The following is a 14325-nucleotide window of genomic DNA, read 5'->3' on the forward strand; positions in this document are numbered from 1 at the left end:
CGCAGTGACCGCCTGTCAGGCCGCACACCCCGCTGTCGCGCCACGCGTGGGACCAGTTATAAACCGATTGGCCGCTCACGCCGAGCTGCTCTGCGATGGCCTTTGGCTTGATCTTGCGCCCAAGCATCAGCAGGCCCGCCGCTCGCGTGCGTATATCCCGATGCTTGTGATTGATCGACAGCTGTTGCAATGTAATTTTCTCAGCTTCACTCAGCTCTACGACACACTTCATTCACTATCCCGGCATCACGAAGGCGCCAGGATAGCGAAATTCAAATCAGTTGCCCAGGAACACTTACCGACGTATTGCCCGATTATCGGTGTGCCTGGTACAAAACATGCGAATGGTTCGCGTGCTATATTGACCCGACTATCACAACCGCATACGCAATGCGGTGAGCGAGCCACACATGCCTGCAATTCCGTATTACCGCTGGACCCTGATTTACCGCCGGACCCCGATGTGAGAAAGCTTTTCGCTTTCCGCAAACCCGCTTTTGCGGGACGTGGCGTTACCCCGACGCTTGCGCTCATCGTCGCGGTGGCGTGTGGAATGTGCGTCATAGCAACGGCCGTCATCTGGGGAAAGCAGGCAGGCGACGAATCCGTGCGAGAGCGCGAGAGTCTGATCGCGCGCGATATGGTCGTGTCGATCGATCGCATACTCGACAACGTCGTCACGCGGCGACGCGTAGAACTGCGCAGTCTCCCCGGGCAATCATGCGCGCTCGTCGCGTATCGTCTCGCCGAGTTGAAGACCTATGTTCACTATGTCCGCGCGATCGATCTCGTCGGGCATCGGCGTCTATATTGCTCTTCGGCACTTGGGCCGATCGACGTTCCGCTGTTGGACTATCTGCAACCGGCACCGTCGGGTATCACAATCGGGCTGGCTGCCGGCACGTTCAATCAGCCCGATACGCCCGTGATGCCGTTGTATGTCTCGACGGGACCGGACACGGGTTTGCTCTACGTCGTCGAGGCAGCCTATCTCGCCGATGCGCTCGCGCATGGCGTGCGCTACGAAGCAGACCACGTCGTGCTCGTCGTGTCCAACACAGGCGCGCTGAACAACAGTGGCAACATGATTCCTGCCGACAGCGCAGCCGCGCGGCAAGGCACACGCGCATCGTCGACACGCTGGGCCTTCTCGATCGCCGTCGTCGCCGCGCCGGAATTCGTTTCGCACGCGCACTGGAAGTACGGTTTGCTGGCTGGCGCAGCGGCCCTGCTCGTGAATCTGCTGATCGCCGCCGCCTGGCTGATCGCGTTCGCTCCGCGCCGCCTGATGCTCGCCGCCGTACGACGCGGCCTCAAGCAAGGACAACTTCACCTCGCGTATCAACCCATCGTCGAAATCGCCACGCGCCGCATCGCGGGCGTTGAAGCACTGATTCGCTGGACGCATCCGAAATGGGGCCCCGTCAATCCCGGCGTATTCATGGTGGAAGTCGAGCGCAGCAGCCTGCTGCCTCGCATCACGCGTTTCGCGCTCGAGCGCGCGTCGGATGAAATCGCGCACAAGACGAAGGTCCGTCCCTTGCGCCTTGCAGTCAACATCGCGCCGATGGATCTGGAGCGCGACGGCTTCGTCGCGGACGTGCTGGCCGTGAACCAGAAGCTCCCCGACGACATCACGCTCGTGCTCGAACTGACCGAGCGACTGCTGCTCCAGAAACATCCGCGAACGGAAGCGATCTTCCAGCGCCTGAAGGCGCACGGCGTGAAGTTCGCCATCGACGATTTCGGCACGCAGCACAGCAATCTCGATCTGCTCGGCCGCTTCCCGTTCGATTACGTGAAGATTGACGGGCAGTTCGTGCGGCAGATCGACAAGAAAGGATACGAACTGATCCGCGCGATTGCCGGCGTGGCCAAACACTACGGCATGGAAGTGATTGCCGAAGGCGTTGAAACGGCGGCCCAGCACGAAGCGCTGCGCAGCCTCGGCATTCCGTTCGGTCAAGGTTACTTTTATCAGCGCCCGGTGCCCGTCTCCGCGCTCTTCGTCGATGCCGATACGACGGCGCAAGGCGCAAGCGTCGTTCCTTAGAACGGCATCGCCGCCGCGTCATGCTGTCGGCTCGCTTTACGTGTCGATCTCTTCGCCTTGCGCATCACGCGCCGCAATCTTGAGCTGACGCAGCTTGTGATAAAGCGTCTTCTTCGGCATGCCGAGCGCGTCGCTCGCATCGGCGACGTTGCCGTGATGACGGCGCAGCATATCCTCGATCAGCATGCGCTCGAAGTACGCCATCTGTTCCGCGAGCGTGCCGCCTTTCGCCGCGCCTTTGTTCGGATCGCTGCGTTCCGTCAGCAGACTGTCGCCCGCCAGCCCGAGCACGAAGCGGTCCGCGACGTTCTGCAATTCGCGCACATTGCCCGGCCACTGATGCGTCATCAGCTCCGACACCTGCGCCGCCGACACGATGGGCGCAGGCTGTCCGAACCGGCGCGCGGCCGCGAGCACGAAATGCTCGAACAGCAGCGGCACGTCTTCGCGACGCTCGCGCAAAGGCGGCAGTTCGATCTGCGCGACGTTCAATCGATACAGCAGGTCCGAACGAAAGCGTCCGTCGGCGGATAGCTCCGCGAGATCGGCCTTCGATGCCGCGATCACCCGGCAATCGACGGATATCGATTCGTTCGCGCCCAGCCGCTCCAGCGTGCGTTCCTGCAACACGCGCAGCATCTTGATCTGCAGCGCGACGGGCATCGTTTCGATCTCGTCGAGAAAGAGCGTGCCGCCGTTCGCCCATTCGATCTTGCCGACACGCTTCTTGATCGCGCCCGTGAACGCGCCCGCCTCGTGACCGAACAGCTCGCTTTCGAAAATCTGCTCCGGCAGGCCACCGCAATTGAGCGCGACGAAATGGTTGTCGCGCCGCCCTCCGAAATCGTGCAGGCTGCGCGCGATCAGTTCTTTGCCCGTGCCCGTCTCGCCCGTAATCAGCACCGACACCGACGTATCGGCGAGACGCAATATCTTCTTGCGCACGTCGGCCATCGCGGGCGACTTGCCGAGCACCATCGCCTCGATGCCCTGCCAGTTGTGCAGCGCGGCCCGCAGCCCTTGCACTTCGAGCGTGAGCCGCCGCTTCTCGACGGCGCGCGCCACACGGCCCGCGATATGGTCGGAAGAGAACGGCTTCTCGATGAAGTCGTACGCACCGACCTGCATCGCGCCCACGGCCGTCGATATGTCGGCGTGTCCGCTGATCAGCACGACGGGGATCTGCGAATCGATCGCCATCACCTTGTCGAGCAGTTGCAATCCGTCGATGCCCGGCATCCGCACATCCGATACGATCACGAACGGTGCGCCCGGCGCGACTTCACCGAGCGCCTCTTGCGCCGACGCATACGCGCTGACGGGAAAACCCGCCAGCGCAACCGCCTGCTCGACGCCGAAGCGAACGTTCTCGTCATCCTCGACGACGAGCACGCGAATCTCATCTCCCATGGGCCATCCTCTGCGACGTCGCCGCCGCGAATTCGATAGTGAATTGTGCGCCGCCTTCTGCATCGCTGCGTACGCCGCTGTCTGCGCGATTCGAAGCGGTGATCTTCGCGCCGAAGCCTTCGACGATGCGCGACGTGATCGCGAGCCCCAGGCCGAGTCCATGCCCGCGCGGCTTGGTCGTGACAAACGGCTCGAACAGATGCGCGAGCACTTCGGGCGCGATGCCCGCGCCGCTATCGGCGATCGTGAAGAGCACGCGGTCGCATTCGTCAGGCTCGCCGGCGGCGATGGTGATGACACGCTTCTCCTGGTTGCGCACGGCATCGAGCGCATTGCCGAGCAGATTCACAATGACCTGCTGCAACTGGCTCGACTCCGCCCACACCATCGTCCCCGATGCAATCTTCACGTCGAGTCGTACGTCTTCGTCGCGAATGCGCGCATCGTAGATGAGCCGCGCGTGCGCGACCGCTTCGTTGAGCGATACGGCGACGCGCTCGACCTCCGGCTTGCGCGCGAACGTCTTCAGCTCCGCCGTCAACACGGCCATGCTGTCGACGAGTTTTGCAACGCGTTCGAGATTCGCAACGGCCTGCGCCGGCTGGTTGCGCTCGAAGAAGGTGCGTGCGTTATCGCACAGCGTCCGGATGGCGACGAGCGGCTGATTCAGTTCGTGCGTGAGGCCCGCGGCCATCTGCCCGAGCACGGCCAGCTTGCCCGCGTGCACGACTTCCTGCTGCGTATCGCGCAGACGCTGCTCAGTGCGCTTGCGCTCGACGATTTCCTGCTGCATGCGTTCGTTCGTCGCCGTCAATGCCGCCGTGCGCTGCGCGACGGTGATTTCGAGCTGGTCGTTTGCGCGACGCAACGCATCTTGCGCGTTGAGCTTTTCGGCGATCGTCCGGCGGCGCTGGATCGCGTACAGCGCATAGAGGCCGGCGATCAGGAAAGCGCCCGTCACGAACGCGAGCGCAAGCTGCTGCTGATGCCGCGCGCCCACGACGTCGAGCAGCACCATCATCGAATCGCCCGCTTGCGGCGCGGACCGCGACATCACGAGAAAGCGCGTCGTCTTGCCAGGACGACGCCAGTCGGGAAAGCGGCCGATCCACGCATCGCCGTTCCAGTCGCCGACGCGTTGGTACGGCAGCGCATCGACGTTGCGGCCCGCGTATTGACGCGAAGCCTGAATCTCGCGCTGCTGTTGCGCGGTGATGGGCCGCAGCGCGGTGAACTTCCACGCGGGCACTGTCGAGATGACGACCACACCGTTGCCGTCGATGACCATCGCCGCTTCGCCGGGCGCGCGCCATGCGGATTCGAGCGCATCGACGCTCACCTTCACGGCCGCCGCGCCGATCGGCTTGCCCGCATCGCGCACCGCGCTCGCGAAGTACAGCCCGGGCATGCCCGTGTTCGTGCCGATGCCGAAGAAGCGCCCCGAGCCGCGCGCGAGCGCGTCCTTGAAGTACGGCCGATACGAAACGTTGGTGCCGACGAAGCTGAGCGACTGGTTCCAGTTGCTCGCGGCGATCACGGAGCCTTGCAGGTCGATCACGTCGACGGCGAGGCTGCCCGCATCGTTGTTCACCGCTTCGAGGTAAGTGTCGACGTCGTGCAGCAGCTCGGGCGATGCCCCCGAGCCTGCGGCCAGCAACGCGCGCACGCTGTCCTGCCGTGCGACGATGGCGGGCATCATCTCGAAGCGGCCAAGCTCGCTCTTCAGGCTTGCCGTGTACAGGTCCAGCCGGTGCGCGCCGACTTCAGCGAGCGCGTCGATCGCGCGGTCCCATGCGAACTCGACGGCCGCCGCAGCCACGCCGAAATACAGCGCGGCTGCGGCGGCCCATCCCCACAACGGTATCCCTCTTATTCTCACGCGCACGTTCAGCCTCATCGGTACGCAATGCCTGTTGGCGAAAGGCGCGTGAGCCGCGCTCGACACCCAGCGACGCCCGCGCCGCGCGTTGCAGCATGGTCGGGCCGCGTCGGGCAACGGCGCATCAACCGAAATGCGCAAGCAGGATCAGCGTCAGCGTGACCACGATCGCGCCGCCAATACGCGTGGCGATCTGCGCGAACGGCATCAGCGTCATGCGGTTCGCGGCCGTCAGAATCGCGACGTCGCCCGTGCCGCCCTGGCCGCTGTGGCAGGCGTTCACGATCGCCGTGTCGATAGGGTACATCTTCAACAGACGCGCAACCACAAAGCCCGTGCCCATCAGCGTCGCAACCGTCGCGACGATCGTCACGATGTTGGCGAACGTGAACGCGGCGATCAGCTTGTCCCACGGCGTCATCGCGACGCCGATCGCGAACAGCAGCGGATACGTGACGGCCGTCGAGAAGAACTTGTAGACGACGAACGCGCCTTCTTGCAGTTGCGGCGACACGGCGCGCGCGAGCTTCACGAGCACCGCGAGAAACAGCATCGCGACGGGCGCCGGCAAGCCGAACATATCGCGGCACGCCAGGCCGAGCAGATAGAGCGTGATCGCCGTGATACCCGCCGCCGCGATATGCGTCACGTCGATATGGCCGGTGATTTCTTCTTTCACGGGGTCCATTTCATCCGTCTCGCCGACCTGCAGACGCCCTTCGCCCGTCAGATGCGGAAAGCGCTTGCCGAGCATGTCGAGCGCGCCGGAGAGCACGATCGCCGTCAGGCTGCCGAGCATCACGGGCGGCAGCACTTGCGCGAACAGCTCGCCTTGCGGCAGATGCATGATCTCCGAGTAGCCGACCGACAGCGGAATCGCGCCCTCGCCCACGCCGCCCGCCATGATGGGCACGACGATATACAGCAGCGTGTGACGCACGCCGAGCCCGAACGCCGCGCCGACGGCCGTGCCGACGAGCGCAGCCGCAATCGAACCGGCAGCGAGCGGCACGAAGATCTTCAGGAAGCCCTGAATCAGCACGCGCCGGTCCATGCTCAGAATGCTGCCGACGATGATCGACGCGATGAACAGGTACAGGAAGTTCGTCTGCTTGGTGAACTCGGTGGTGAGGTGGAGGATCGGCTTCGGCAGCAGGTGATAGAAGGTCAGCGCGGAAGGCACGAAGGTCGCGCAGATCGCGGCGGCGCCGATGTTGCGAAGAATCGGCAGACGTTTGCCCAGCTCGGCGCACGTGAAGCCGAAAAACGCGAGCACGGCGATCGCCATCGATATCTCGCCGGGCACCTTGCCCGTCACGGCGAAGCCTGCGATCAGCGCGAGCAGGATGAAATAAACGGGCAGCGGAATGATGCCGATCCGGTATTCCATCAGCTTCCACCAGCCTTCCGGCCAGAAGCGGGTTTTGCTGTCGGATTGCTGCGCGGAAATCGGCTGCGAGTGGCTCGGGGCGTGGGAACTCGTTTGCAAAGCATGTCTCCTTGATTTGAGTGCGCGGACTATCGCTGCGTCACGCATCGTGATGGCCTCGTGGCCAGTGGGCGGCTATAGCGCAAGGCCCATGCCAGAATCCGGTCGGCGCGCACCGCTCCATCTCATTGATTTGATTGAATTTTTATCGAACCAGAAAGTGCGGACGGCCGCGTCGTTCTGAGATTTCAGAATTGGGCTGATGAGGAGGCCGAGATTTCAGCCATTCGCTAGAATCTCCGCGATGGACTCAACGCGGAGGAACGATGGAAAGCACGTGGCAATTCCAGATCAGGATCACCGTGGCCGACGAACGGGCCAGCGCGTTGCGCGCGGACCCCGCATCGGACAGCTATCCGCCCCTGCGCGAGATCTTGCGGCGGCACAAGGCGTCGCTGAAATGCCAGTTCGACGCATTCGCCGATTACGTCAAGGAAGCGGAAGCGATGGGCACGTCGGCGTACCGGCTATACGAATGGACCCGGCAAACGATCGAGAATCCCGAGAAGAAGGCGAAGTACTTGCGGTCCTTTACCGTGTATGTAGAAGGCCAAGAGGTGTACGACAAGGCGATCGCCGATTCGCTCGCGGCGGCACTGTCGGCGCTGCCCAGCGATGCGGGCATCGAGCGCGTTTTCAAATACGACACCAATCCGGCGAATAATCCGCAGCCGCCGCAAGCGAATCGCGGTTGAATCGCGGTTGAATCGCGGTTGAATCGCGGTTGAATCGCGGTTGAATCGCGGTTGAATCGCGGTTAAGCGACCGGACAGGCGGTCCGCGCGTCCCATTCACGAAAGAGATCTGGCGGACCGACTCAAGCACATCACACAAGCGCGATTTCAACGTCGATATTGCCGCGCGTCGCCTTCGAGTACGGGCAGGTCTGATGCGCGGTATCGACGATTGCTTGCGCGACGTCGCGTGCCACGCCCGGCAGGCTCACGTTCAGGCGCGCCTGCAGAAAGTAACCGCCCTCGCCCGTGCCGAGGTCAACTTCGGCGTCGACGCTCGCGTCGGCGGGCAACGTCACTTTCAGCTCGCGCGCTGCGAGACCCATCGCGCCGATGAAGCAGGCCGACCAGCCCGCCGCAAAAAGCTGCTCGGGGTTCGTGCCCTTGCCGTTCGTGCCGGGCGTCGAAAGCTGGATATCCAGCCGGCCATCCGAACTGCGCGACGCGCCTTCACGTCCACCCGACGTGTGGGTCTCGCCTGTGTAGATTACGTTTTCGATGCGCGCCATAATTATTTCCTTCGCGTGTTGTGTGTGATTAGTGATGCTTGAAGGTCGAGCCGAAGTCGCTAGCGATCACGCGATGCCCCGACTGAACCGCCGAATCCGTCACACCGCCCAGCGCGCCCATGTTCTCGTTGCCCGTCGCTTCGTGGCCAGCGTCTGCAACGATCGCGGCGGCACCTTGCTGGGAAGCCGGCGCGCCCTGGCTCGGGTTGTAGTGCGGCGCGGGACCGTATCCGCTCGCGAAAGCGGAAGCAGAAGCGGCAACACTCGCTGCAACGAAAACTGCGGCCTTGAAGAACTTGCTCATCATTTCTCTCCGGTAGTTGAAGGCCCTCGGTCGAGGGCACTCTGTCTGTCTACAAATCGCTGATCGATGCGGACTGACGCTTTCGCCTCATCATCGCCGACACAACAACTTACGCGATTAAATCGCATGCGATGCATTCTAGGAGAAAACCGGATACATATCAAGCATGCGATTCAATCGCGTACGATCATTTTTTGAAAAATACTTGTATGAAAAGGAGTGCGCGGGGATCGGCATTGGGCCGGGTGCGCGTAAACGTGCAGGGCGGGCGCGGCAGATATGCCGGGCCCGCCCTGCATCAAGCGGATATACGATTATTGCTGCTCGTTCACCGCTCTGACCAGGTTGTTGCGCAGCGTGACGATCGCTTTCTGCATCTTCGAGAATTCATCGGGCGTGAGGCCCGTGGCCTCGACGAGATCCATGTTGAGCGCCTTCTCGCGCAGGCGCCGGCCGCTCTTCGTGAGACTGACGCGCACCTGGCGCTCGTCTTCGGGATCGCGTTGCCGCTCGAGATAGCCCATGCCTTCGAGTTTCTTCAGGATCGGCGTCAGCGTGTTCGATTCGAGAAACAGCTTTTCGCCGAGGCTGCTGACGGTCTGATCGTCCTCTTCCCACAACGCGATCACCGTGATGTATTGCGTATAGGTCAGCCCAAGTTCCTCGAGAATCGGCTTGTATGCCTTGCCGAACGCAAGATTCGCCGAATAAACGGCGAAGCACAGGAAATCGGCGAGCTTGGGATTCGCGGCGTCTGCCTTGGCGGTGGTCTTCATATGCGTCCTCGTCGGCGTGAGACGAATGTTTCGTCAAAGACGTATTATACATCGCATGCGATTTAATCGCTAAAGCTTGACATTGACGGAGGGTTGCGTGTCGACGGTATCGTCAAAGCGATTTTGGCTGCATGATAGGTGCCGATGGACATGGCCTCGAACCGCATCAAGGACACACCATGGATAAATCGACGAACGCGGCGCGCGACTTCATCGTGCGCACGATGACAGCGGACGAAGTCGATCGCACAATCGAATGGGCCGCGATCGAAGGCTGGAATCCCGGCATGCACGACGCCCGCTGCTTTCGCGCAGCCGATCCCGACGGGTTCTTCGTCGGCGTGTGGCGCGGCGAACCGGTCGGCTCGATTTCCGCCGTCGCGTACAACGCGCATTTCGGCTTTATCGGGCTGTATATCGTCAAGCCGGAGTTTCGCGGCAAGGGGCTCGGGCTGCGCATCTGGCAGCATGGCATCGCGTATCTCGGCGAGCGCAACATCGGGCTCGATGGCGTCGTCGCGCAACAACCGAACTATCGAAAGTCGGGTTTCGCGCTTGCGTACAGAAACATACGCTTTCAGGGCATTGCAAAGGCTGGCGTTGCGAGCAGCGCGGCGTTATCCGATGCGCGCGAATTGCCGTTCGCTCAGCTGAGTGCCTACGACCGTTGGTTCTTCCCCGCGCCGCGCGACGGCTTTCTTCGCGCGTGGATCGATCAGCCCGATGCCGTCGCACTGGCGGACGTCGCCGATAGACATATGCGCGGATACGGCGTGCTGCGCCGATGCCGCGAAGGCCGCAAGATCGGGCCGCTGTTCGCCGACGACGCGCAGATCGCCGAAACGCTGTTCACCGCGCTCGTCGCGCATTGTCCTGGCGAAACCGTGACGCTCGACGTGCCCGAGCCGAATCCGGCAGCCGTGACGCTCGCCGCGCGCCACGGCATGACGAGCGTGTTCGAAACGGCACGCATGTACACGAAAGAGGCGCCGGACATTCCGCGCGCGCAGGTGTTCGGCGTCACCACGTTCGAGTTGGGGTAACAGCTTTACCGCTTCTGATCGTAGCGATAGACGCCGTGTCCCGTCTTGCGGCCCAGTCGCCCCGCCGCGACGAGTTCGCGCAGCAGCGGACACGCGCGATACTTCGAATCGCCGAAGTCCTTGAGGAACACATCCATCACGGACAGGCACACGTCGAGCCCGATGAGATCCGCGAGCGCGAGCGGCCCGATCGGATGATTCGCGCCGAGCCGCATGCCTTCGTCGATTTCCTCCGCCGTCGCGATGCCTTCCGCCAGCGCGAAGAACGCTTCGTTGATCATCGGCACGAGAATCCGGTTAACCACGAAACCCGGCGCATTCTTCACGTTGACGGGCGTCTTGCCGAGCCGCTGCGTCAGTTCGCGCACGGTGGCTGCCGTATCGTCGCCCGTCTGCACACCGCGAATCACTTCGACGAGCGGCAGCAGCGGCACCGGATTGAAGAAGTGCATGCCGACGAAACGCTCGGGCTTCGCGAGCGTCGCGGCGAGCGCGGTGATCGAAATCGACGACGTATTCGACGCGACGATCGTCTCGCCGCTCACGATGGATTCGATCTGCCGCAGGATGCGGATTTTCAACTCGACGTTCTCCGTCGCAGCTTCGACGACGATATCCGCGCTGGAGAGGCGCTGATAGTCGGTCGACGTTTCGATGCGCGTAAGCGCCGCATCGCGCGCCGATGCGTCGATCTTGCCCTTCTCGACCAGCTTCGCGAGACTCGCTGTGAGCGTCGCGACGCCCTTTTCGAGCGCGGCATCCGTGACGTCGATGAGCACCACCTTGAGGCCCGCCACCGCCGACACCTGCGCGATTCCGTTGCCCATCGTGCCTGCGCCAACGATGCCTATCGTTTCGATCTTCGTTGCCATTGTTGCTCCTCTCTCTGCTGACTTGTGCGGATTTCCGCGGATTGCTGTCGATGCCTTGCGGCGTGTCACGGCCGATACGATACCTGTTTCTCATGGGCATTCGCATGAAACCAGGCAATGCGAGAATGGCACCGAAAAGAAATGTTGAAGCGAGCGGCTATATCATCGCGGTAATCGATTCATCGAAGGTCTTGCCATGTTGTCCGCCGATCTGAACCCGAAACGAAAACGCGAGAACCCGCTGCTGTGGATTTTGGAGCCTCTCGAGCGAGACCCCGGCTATTCGCGCGAACGATTCTTCAACATGCAGGCCGCCTGGCTCGACGGCTTGCTCTATCTCGCGGTCGCAAGCGGTGAAGAACCGTGGAATGGGCTCCTCGTGTGCACGTCACATGACCGGCAAGCCGGGTTGCTGCGAGCGTACCCGGCGCTCGTCCCGCATCCCGTGCTCGGCAAGTGGCTGTATGTGTCGCAAAGCCATCCCGAGTTCGAAACCGTCGTGCAAGACATGGTCGCGCTCGCGCGCGAGCGCGACCCGCGCATGGGTGTCGTGCCGGGCAAACCCAAGCGGTCGCCCGATGTGATCGAAATGAAGGCGTCAGCGGCGAGAAAAAAGAAGTAGCTGTCGTGCGTTTGCCCGTACGCTCGGGCCTTTTCGCGCAAGCTGGAAGTTGCCGCCGAAGGCGTATGGGATGGGCGGTGGCGGCAGACCGGTAGTTGCATTTTCGTGCGGCAGCGCGAGTCGCCTGCACTTCCCGGCAATTGCGCCGATGCTGATGCAGGCGGCCCTGTCAAATCCCGTGCAATAAAAACTCTGCGGATGCAGTCAGCGCATCGCGACGTGTGGCGCAGCGGACTGTGAACTTGTGAGTCATGCGAGTCCGCCTGCCGTACCGTTTTCGACAGCGATAGTTTCGTATCGACCCACCGCTCAACGATCCGCGCGCAAGACCACCGAAAACGTCACCAGCGCCGAACCCGACAGCACATTCAGGTTCATCACATTGCGCAGCGCATCGACGCCATCCTGCAAGCCATACTCTTTCAGGCTCACGATAATCGGCACACGCGTTCCGACCAGCAGCGCATTGCGTGAGAGCTTGACGATGCGCAGATCGGCGACAAGCGGATTCGATTGCCCCGCAATCGTCAACGTGCCGTTGAGCTGAACATCGGCCGTGCCGCCGACGGGCAACGCATCGAAACGCCGCGCAACGCGCGCGATTGCGCGGCGTCCGCACTCTCGTTGCAGGCGCAGCGATGTGAAGCGCCGTCGTCGCTCCCCTCGCCCTTTCGGGTCCATGGACCCTCGCTCCGGAAAACGCCGTCACGCTGATTCGCGGCACGGCGCGCTTTCAGATCGACGCGCTGCTCGCATTATCGGGAAGTCGTGTAGTTGCGCGCGTCGAGTACGCTGCGGATCGATTCCCCCACGGAAGCACCCGCGCCCCGTTCGCAGAGGTCCGCCCATCGGCTCAATGTTTCGAGATCCGCGACTCCGCTTTCGCAAAGCGCTGCAAAGCGCGCAAGCGCCGCCTCCGAGCCGACGACGCTATGAAACCGCTCGCTGCCGATACACGCATCGAGCAGCACAGCCATGCCAGCCTCGCGGGCTTTGTCGAGAACGTCTTGCATGATGGTCTCCTGCGCAAATCCTTGTCTGCTGATCTGAGAACAGTGGGTCTCATGCGCTTATTCCCCAAATGCCGGAAAAAAAATTGGCCAAATACGCCCGAATAAATTAGCGGCTCGAGTGTTATGTCGATATATGCGCGGCCCTGGAAGGAGTGGCGTCGATGAACGAAGAAGATTTGCCGACCATCCTGCCGACGCTTCTGCCACGACTATGGCGCTTCGCGCTGCGCCTGACACAGAACCAGCACGATGCGGAGGATCTCGTCCAGCGCGCGTGCGTGCGCGCACTCGAGCGTCGGCGCCAGTTGCAGAACGGCACGGCGGCGCTCAGTTGGCTATTCGCGATCGTCCATACCACGTGGATCAACGAGTTGCGCGCCCGCACCATTCGCACCAGGGGCAGCATCAACTGGCGGGATGACGAGATCGAGAGCCTCGCTGATCCGTCCGGTCACACCCCGGAGATCGACCTCATGCATCGGCAGGTAATCGATGCCGTCGAGGCATTGCCGGATGCGCAACGCGCCGTGATGGTACTCGTCGCGATCGAGGGCCTCAGCTATCGCGAAGCTGCGGAAGTTCTGGACGTGCCCATCGGTACGATCATGAGCCGGCTCTCGCGCGCCCGTCTGACGATCGGGCAGCGGTTCGGCGCGCAGCCGTCGGCGGCTGCGCGCAAGGGAGGATCAATATGAAGAATATCGACGACTCGATGTTGATGATGTACGTTGACGGCGAACTGCCGCCGGAACAGCGGGCCGAAGTCGCAGCCGCCATCGCGCACTCGCACGATCTCGGCGCGCGCGTCGATGCGTTGCGCGCGTCGTGCCTGCCGTATCGCGCGGCATTCGAGCGGCAGAGATTGCCACCCGTGCCGGAAAGTCTGGTGCGGCGTGTCGATGAACTCGTCAGCGTCAGCGCCCCGCGGCAGCGCGGCGATGTGCCCCGCAAGGCGCCCGCAGTCCCGTGGCTTGCCGCCGCCTTCGTTGCGGGCGCGGTCATCTCCGGCGTGCTGACGGGCTACCTGGGACCGCTCACGCCGTTCCACCACGAGGCGGTGTCGCCGTGGGTGCGCAGCGTAGCCGACTATCAGGTGCTGTACGGGCGCGAAACGGTCGCGAGCATTCGTGACGATCCGGCGAATACCGAGCAGATCCTCACGGATATCCGTCAGCGCGATGGCATGCCCGTGCGTGTGCCGGATCTGCAGCAGGCGGGCCTGAAGTTCAAGCGCGTGCAGCGCCTGAATTACGATAACCGTCCGTTGATTCAGATCGTGTACCTGCCGGAACGGGGCGACCCTGTCGCGCTGTGTGTGCTGGAGGTCGCGGATTCGCTGCCCGATGAACCCGTACGCGCGCAGCAGGTTGGTCAAATGAAAACGGTCACATGGCGTTCGAACAAGCTTGCTTACGTATTGCTCGCGAAGAACACGCCCGTCGATCTACAGCAGATGGCGCAGAAGATTGCGAATGGCAAAGTGTCGTATCTGTATGGCGATGCGTAGAAGGCTGTCGTTCCGGGCGCCGTCGTTCGACGAATAGAAAGTCGCTACGATTTGAAAATGAAACTCGCAGCAACGTTGAGCCCGCTTTTGCTCACGCGCGCCGGCTCGCCTTTG

The 14325-nt window shown here is 62.5% G+C and carries 16 protein-coding genes; 6 read left to right on the forward strand and 10 right to left on the reverse strand.

Annotated elements, in window-relative coordinates; translation table 11 throughout:
* Window positions 1-190 (reverse strand): helix-turn-helix domain-containing protein (locus GCT13_RS22805; protein WP_227746955.1); only part of this gene is annotated, 190 nt, incomplete at its 3' end.
* 273 nt (window positions 191-463) lie between these two features.
* Here GCT13_RS22805 and GCT13_RS22810 point away from each other — a divergent pair.
* Entirely contained in the window at window positions 464-2053 is a 1590-nt protein-coding gene (locus tag GCT13_RS22810; protein ID WP_321574552.1) for an EAL domain-containing protein, read from the forward strand.
* A gap of 36 nt (window positions 2054-2089) precedes the next feature.
* On the opposite strand, the gene GCT13_RS22815 is transcribed toward GCT13_RS22810, so the two are convergent.
* From GCT13_RS22815 to GCT13_RS22825, 3 genes are all read right to left on the reverse strand, one after another.
* Window positions 2090-3463, reverse strand: coding sequence for a sigma-54-dependent transcriptional regulator (locus GCT13_RS22815; RefSeq protein ID WP_152761882.1), 1374 nt, complete (start codon window positions 3461-3463; stop codon window positions 2090-2092).
* On the reverse strand, window positions 3453-5360 hold the full coding sequence (locus GCT13_RS22820; protein ID WP_152761884.1) for a sensor histidine kinase: 1908 nt from the start codon (window positions 5358-5360) through the stop codon (window positions 3453-3455). Before GCT13_RS22820 ends, GCT13_RS22815 begins: the two co-directional genes overlap by 11 nt.
* Window positions 5361-5466: 106 nt before the next feature.
* Window positions 5467-6831: a 2-hydroxycarboxylate transporter family protein gene (locus GCT13_RS22825; protein WP_152761886.1), complete on the reverse strand. Its 1365-nt coding sequence runs from the start codon at window positions 6829-6831 to the stop codon at window positions 5467-5469.
* A 266-nt stretch (window positions 6832-7097) separates the two neighbouring features.
* Between GCT13_RS22825 and GCT13_RS22830 the strand changes: the two genes are divergently transcribed.
* Window positions 7098-7526, forward strand: coding sequence for a hypothetical protein (locus GCT13_RS22830; protein WP_152761888.1), 429 nt, complete (start codon window positions 7098-7100; stop codon window positions 7524-7526).
* A 131-nt stretch (window positions 7527-7657) separates the two neighbouring features.
* On the opposite strand, the gene GCT13_RS22835 is transcribed toward GCT13_RS22830, so the two are convergent.
* The 3 genes from GCT13_RS22835 to GCT13_RS22845 all read right to left on the reverse strand — a co-directional run bounded on the left by GCT13_RS22835 (window position 7658) and on the right by GCT13_RS22845 (window position 9154).
* Window positions 7658-8074, reverse strand: a complete 417-nt coding sequence (locus GCT13_RS22835; RefSeq protein ID WP_152761890.1) for an organic hydroperoxide resistance protein — start codon at window positions 8072-8074, stop codon at window positions 7658-7660.
* Window positions 8075-8102: 28 nt separating this feature from the next.
* Window positions 8103-8381, reverse strand: a complete 279-nt coding sequence (locus GCT13_RS22840; RefSeq protein WP_227746956.1) for a hypothetical protein — start codon at window positions 8379-8381, stop codon at window positions 8103-8105.
* Between the two features lie 311 nt (window positions 8382-8692).
* On the reverse strand, window positions 8693-9154 hold the full coding sequence (locus GCT13_RS22845; protein ID WP_152761893.1) for a MarR family winged helix-turn-helix transcriptional regulator: 462 nt from the start codon (window positions 9152-9154) through the stop codon (window positions 8693-8695).
* A 179-nt stretch (window positions 9155-9333) separates the two neighbouring features.
* Here GCT13_RS22845 and GCT13_RS22850 point away from each other — a divergent pair, with 179 nt between their 5' ends.
* On the forward strand, window positions 9334-10197 hold the full coding sequence (locus tag GCT13_RS22850) for a GNAT family N-acetyltransferase (RefSeq protein ID WP_152761895.1): 864 nt from the start codon (window positions 9334-9336) through the stop codon (window positions 10195-10197).
* Between the two features lie 5 nt (window positions 10198-10202).
* On the opposite strand, the gene GCT13_RS22855 is transcribed toward GCT13_RS22850, so the two are convergent.
* Entirely contained in the window at window positions 10203-11069 is an 867-nt protein-coding gene (locus GCT13_RS22855; RefSeq protein WP_152761897.1) for a 3-hydroxybutyryl-CoA dehydrogenase, read from the reverse strand.
* A gap of 196 nt (window positions 11070-11265) precedes the next feature.
* On the opposite strand from GCT13_RS22855, the gene GCT13_RS22860 reads away from it, so the two are divergent.
* Window positions 11266-11691 carry a hypothetical protein gene (locus GCT13_RS22860; protein WP_152761899.1) on the forward strand — a complete coding sequence of 142 codons (426 nt, stop codon included), beginning with the start codon at window positions 11266-11268 and terminating at the stop codon, window positions 11689-11691.
* Between the two features lie 309 nt (window positions 11692-12000).
* On the opposite strand, the gene GCT13_RS22865 is transcribed toward GCT13_RS22860, so the two are convergent.
* Window positions 12001-12372 (reverse strand): YceI family protein, encoded by a 372-nt coding sequence (locus GCT13_RS22865; RefSeq protein ID WP_152761901.1) that lies wholly within the window; start codon window positions 12370-12372, stop codon window positions 12001-12003.
* A 74-nt stretch (window positions 12373-12446) separates the two neighbouring features.
* Complete coding sequence (locus GCT13_RS22870) at window positions 12447-12704, reverse strand: hypothetical protein (protein WP_152761903.1); 258 nt, start codon at window positions 12702-12704, stop codon at window positions 12447-12449.
* Between the two features lie 143 nt (window positions 12705-12847).
* On the opposite strand from GCT13_RS22870, the gene GCT13_RS22875 reads away from it, so the two are divergent.
* Together GCT13_RS22875 and GCT13_RS22880 are read left to right on the forward strand one after the other, a co-directional pair.
* On the forward strand, window positions 12848-13399 hold the full coding sequence (locus GCT13_RS22875) for an RNA polymerase sigma factor (RefSeq protein WP_227746970.1): 552 nt from the start codon (window positions 12848-12850) through the stop codon (window positions 13397-13399).
* The gene (locus GCT13_RS22880) at window positions 13396-14211 is read left to right on the forward strand and encodes an anti-sigma factor family protein (RefSeq protein ID WP_152761907.1); all 816 of its coding nucleotides are present in this window, start codon (window positions 13396-13398) and stop codon (window positions 14209-14211) included. Before GCT13_RS22875 ends, GCT13_RS22880 begins: the two co-directional genes overlap by 4 nt.
* Window positions 14212-14325 lie beyond the last annotated feature (114 nt).

This window comes from Paraburkholderia franconis, assembly GCF_009362735.1.
GTDB classification, from domain to species: Bacteria; Pseudomonadota; Gammaproteobacteria; order Burkholderiales; family Burkholderiaceae; genus Paraburkholderia; species Paraburkholderia franconis.

Excerpts from the sequence above, each read along its gene's own strand:
- GCT13_RS22815 (WP_152761882.1), bottom strand. The coding sequence starts at position 3,463 with ATGGGAGATGAGATTCGCGTGCTCGTCGTCGAGGATGACGAGAACGTT.
- GCT13_RS22820 (WP_152761884.1), bottom strand. The coding sequence starts at position 5,360 with ATGAGGCTGAACGTGCGCGTGAGAATAAGAGGGATACCGTTGTGGGGA.
- GCT13_RS22830 (WP_152761888.1), top strand. The coding sequence starts at position 7,098 with ATGGAAAGCACGTGGCAATTCCAGATCAGGATCACCGTGGCCGACGAA.
- GCT13_RS22835 (WP_152761890.1), bottom strand. The coding sequence starts at position 8,074 with ATGGCGCGCATCGAAAACGTAATCTACACAGGCGAGACCCACACGTCG.
- GCT13_RS22840 (WP_227746956.1), bottom strand. The coding sequence starts at position 8,381 with ATGATGAGCAAGTTCTTCAAGGCCGCAGTTTTCGTTGCAGCGAGTGTT.
- GCT13_RS22845 (WP_152761893.1), bottom strand. The coding sequence starts at position 9,154 with ATGAAGACCACCGCCAAGGCAGACGCCGCGAATCCCAAGCTCGCCGAT.
- GCT13_RS22850 (WP_152761895.1), top strand. The coding sequence starts at position 9,334 with ATGGATAAATCGACGAACGCGGCGCGCGACTTCATCGTGCGCACGATG.
- GCT13_RS22855 (WP_152761897.1), bottom strand. The coding sequence starts at position 11,069 with ATGGCAACGAAGATCGAAACGATAGGCATCGTTGGCGCAGGCACGATG.
- GCT13_RS22860 (WP_152761899.1), top strand. The coding sequence starts at position 11,266 with ATGTTGTCCGCCGATCTGAACCCGAAACGAAAACGCGAGAACCCGCTG.
- GCT13_RS22865 (WP_152761901.1), bottom strand. The coding sequence starts at position 12,372 with ATGGACCCGAAAGGGCGAGGGGAGCGACGACGGCGCTTCACATCGCTG.
- GCT13_RS22870 (WP_152761903.1), bottom strand. The coding sequence starts at position 12,704 with ATGCAAGACGTTCTCGACAAAGCCCGCGAGGCTGGCATGGCTGTGCTG.
- GCT13_RS22880 (WP_152761907.1), top strand. The coding sequence starts at position 13,396 with ATGAAGAATATCGACGACTCGATGTTGATGATGTACGTTGACGGCGAA.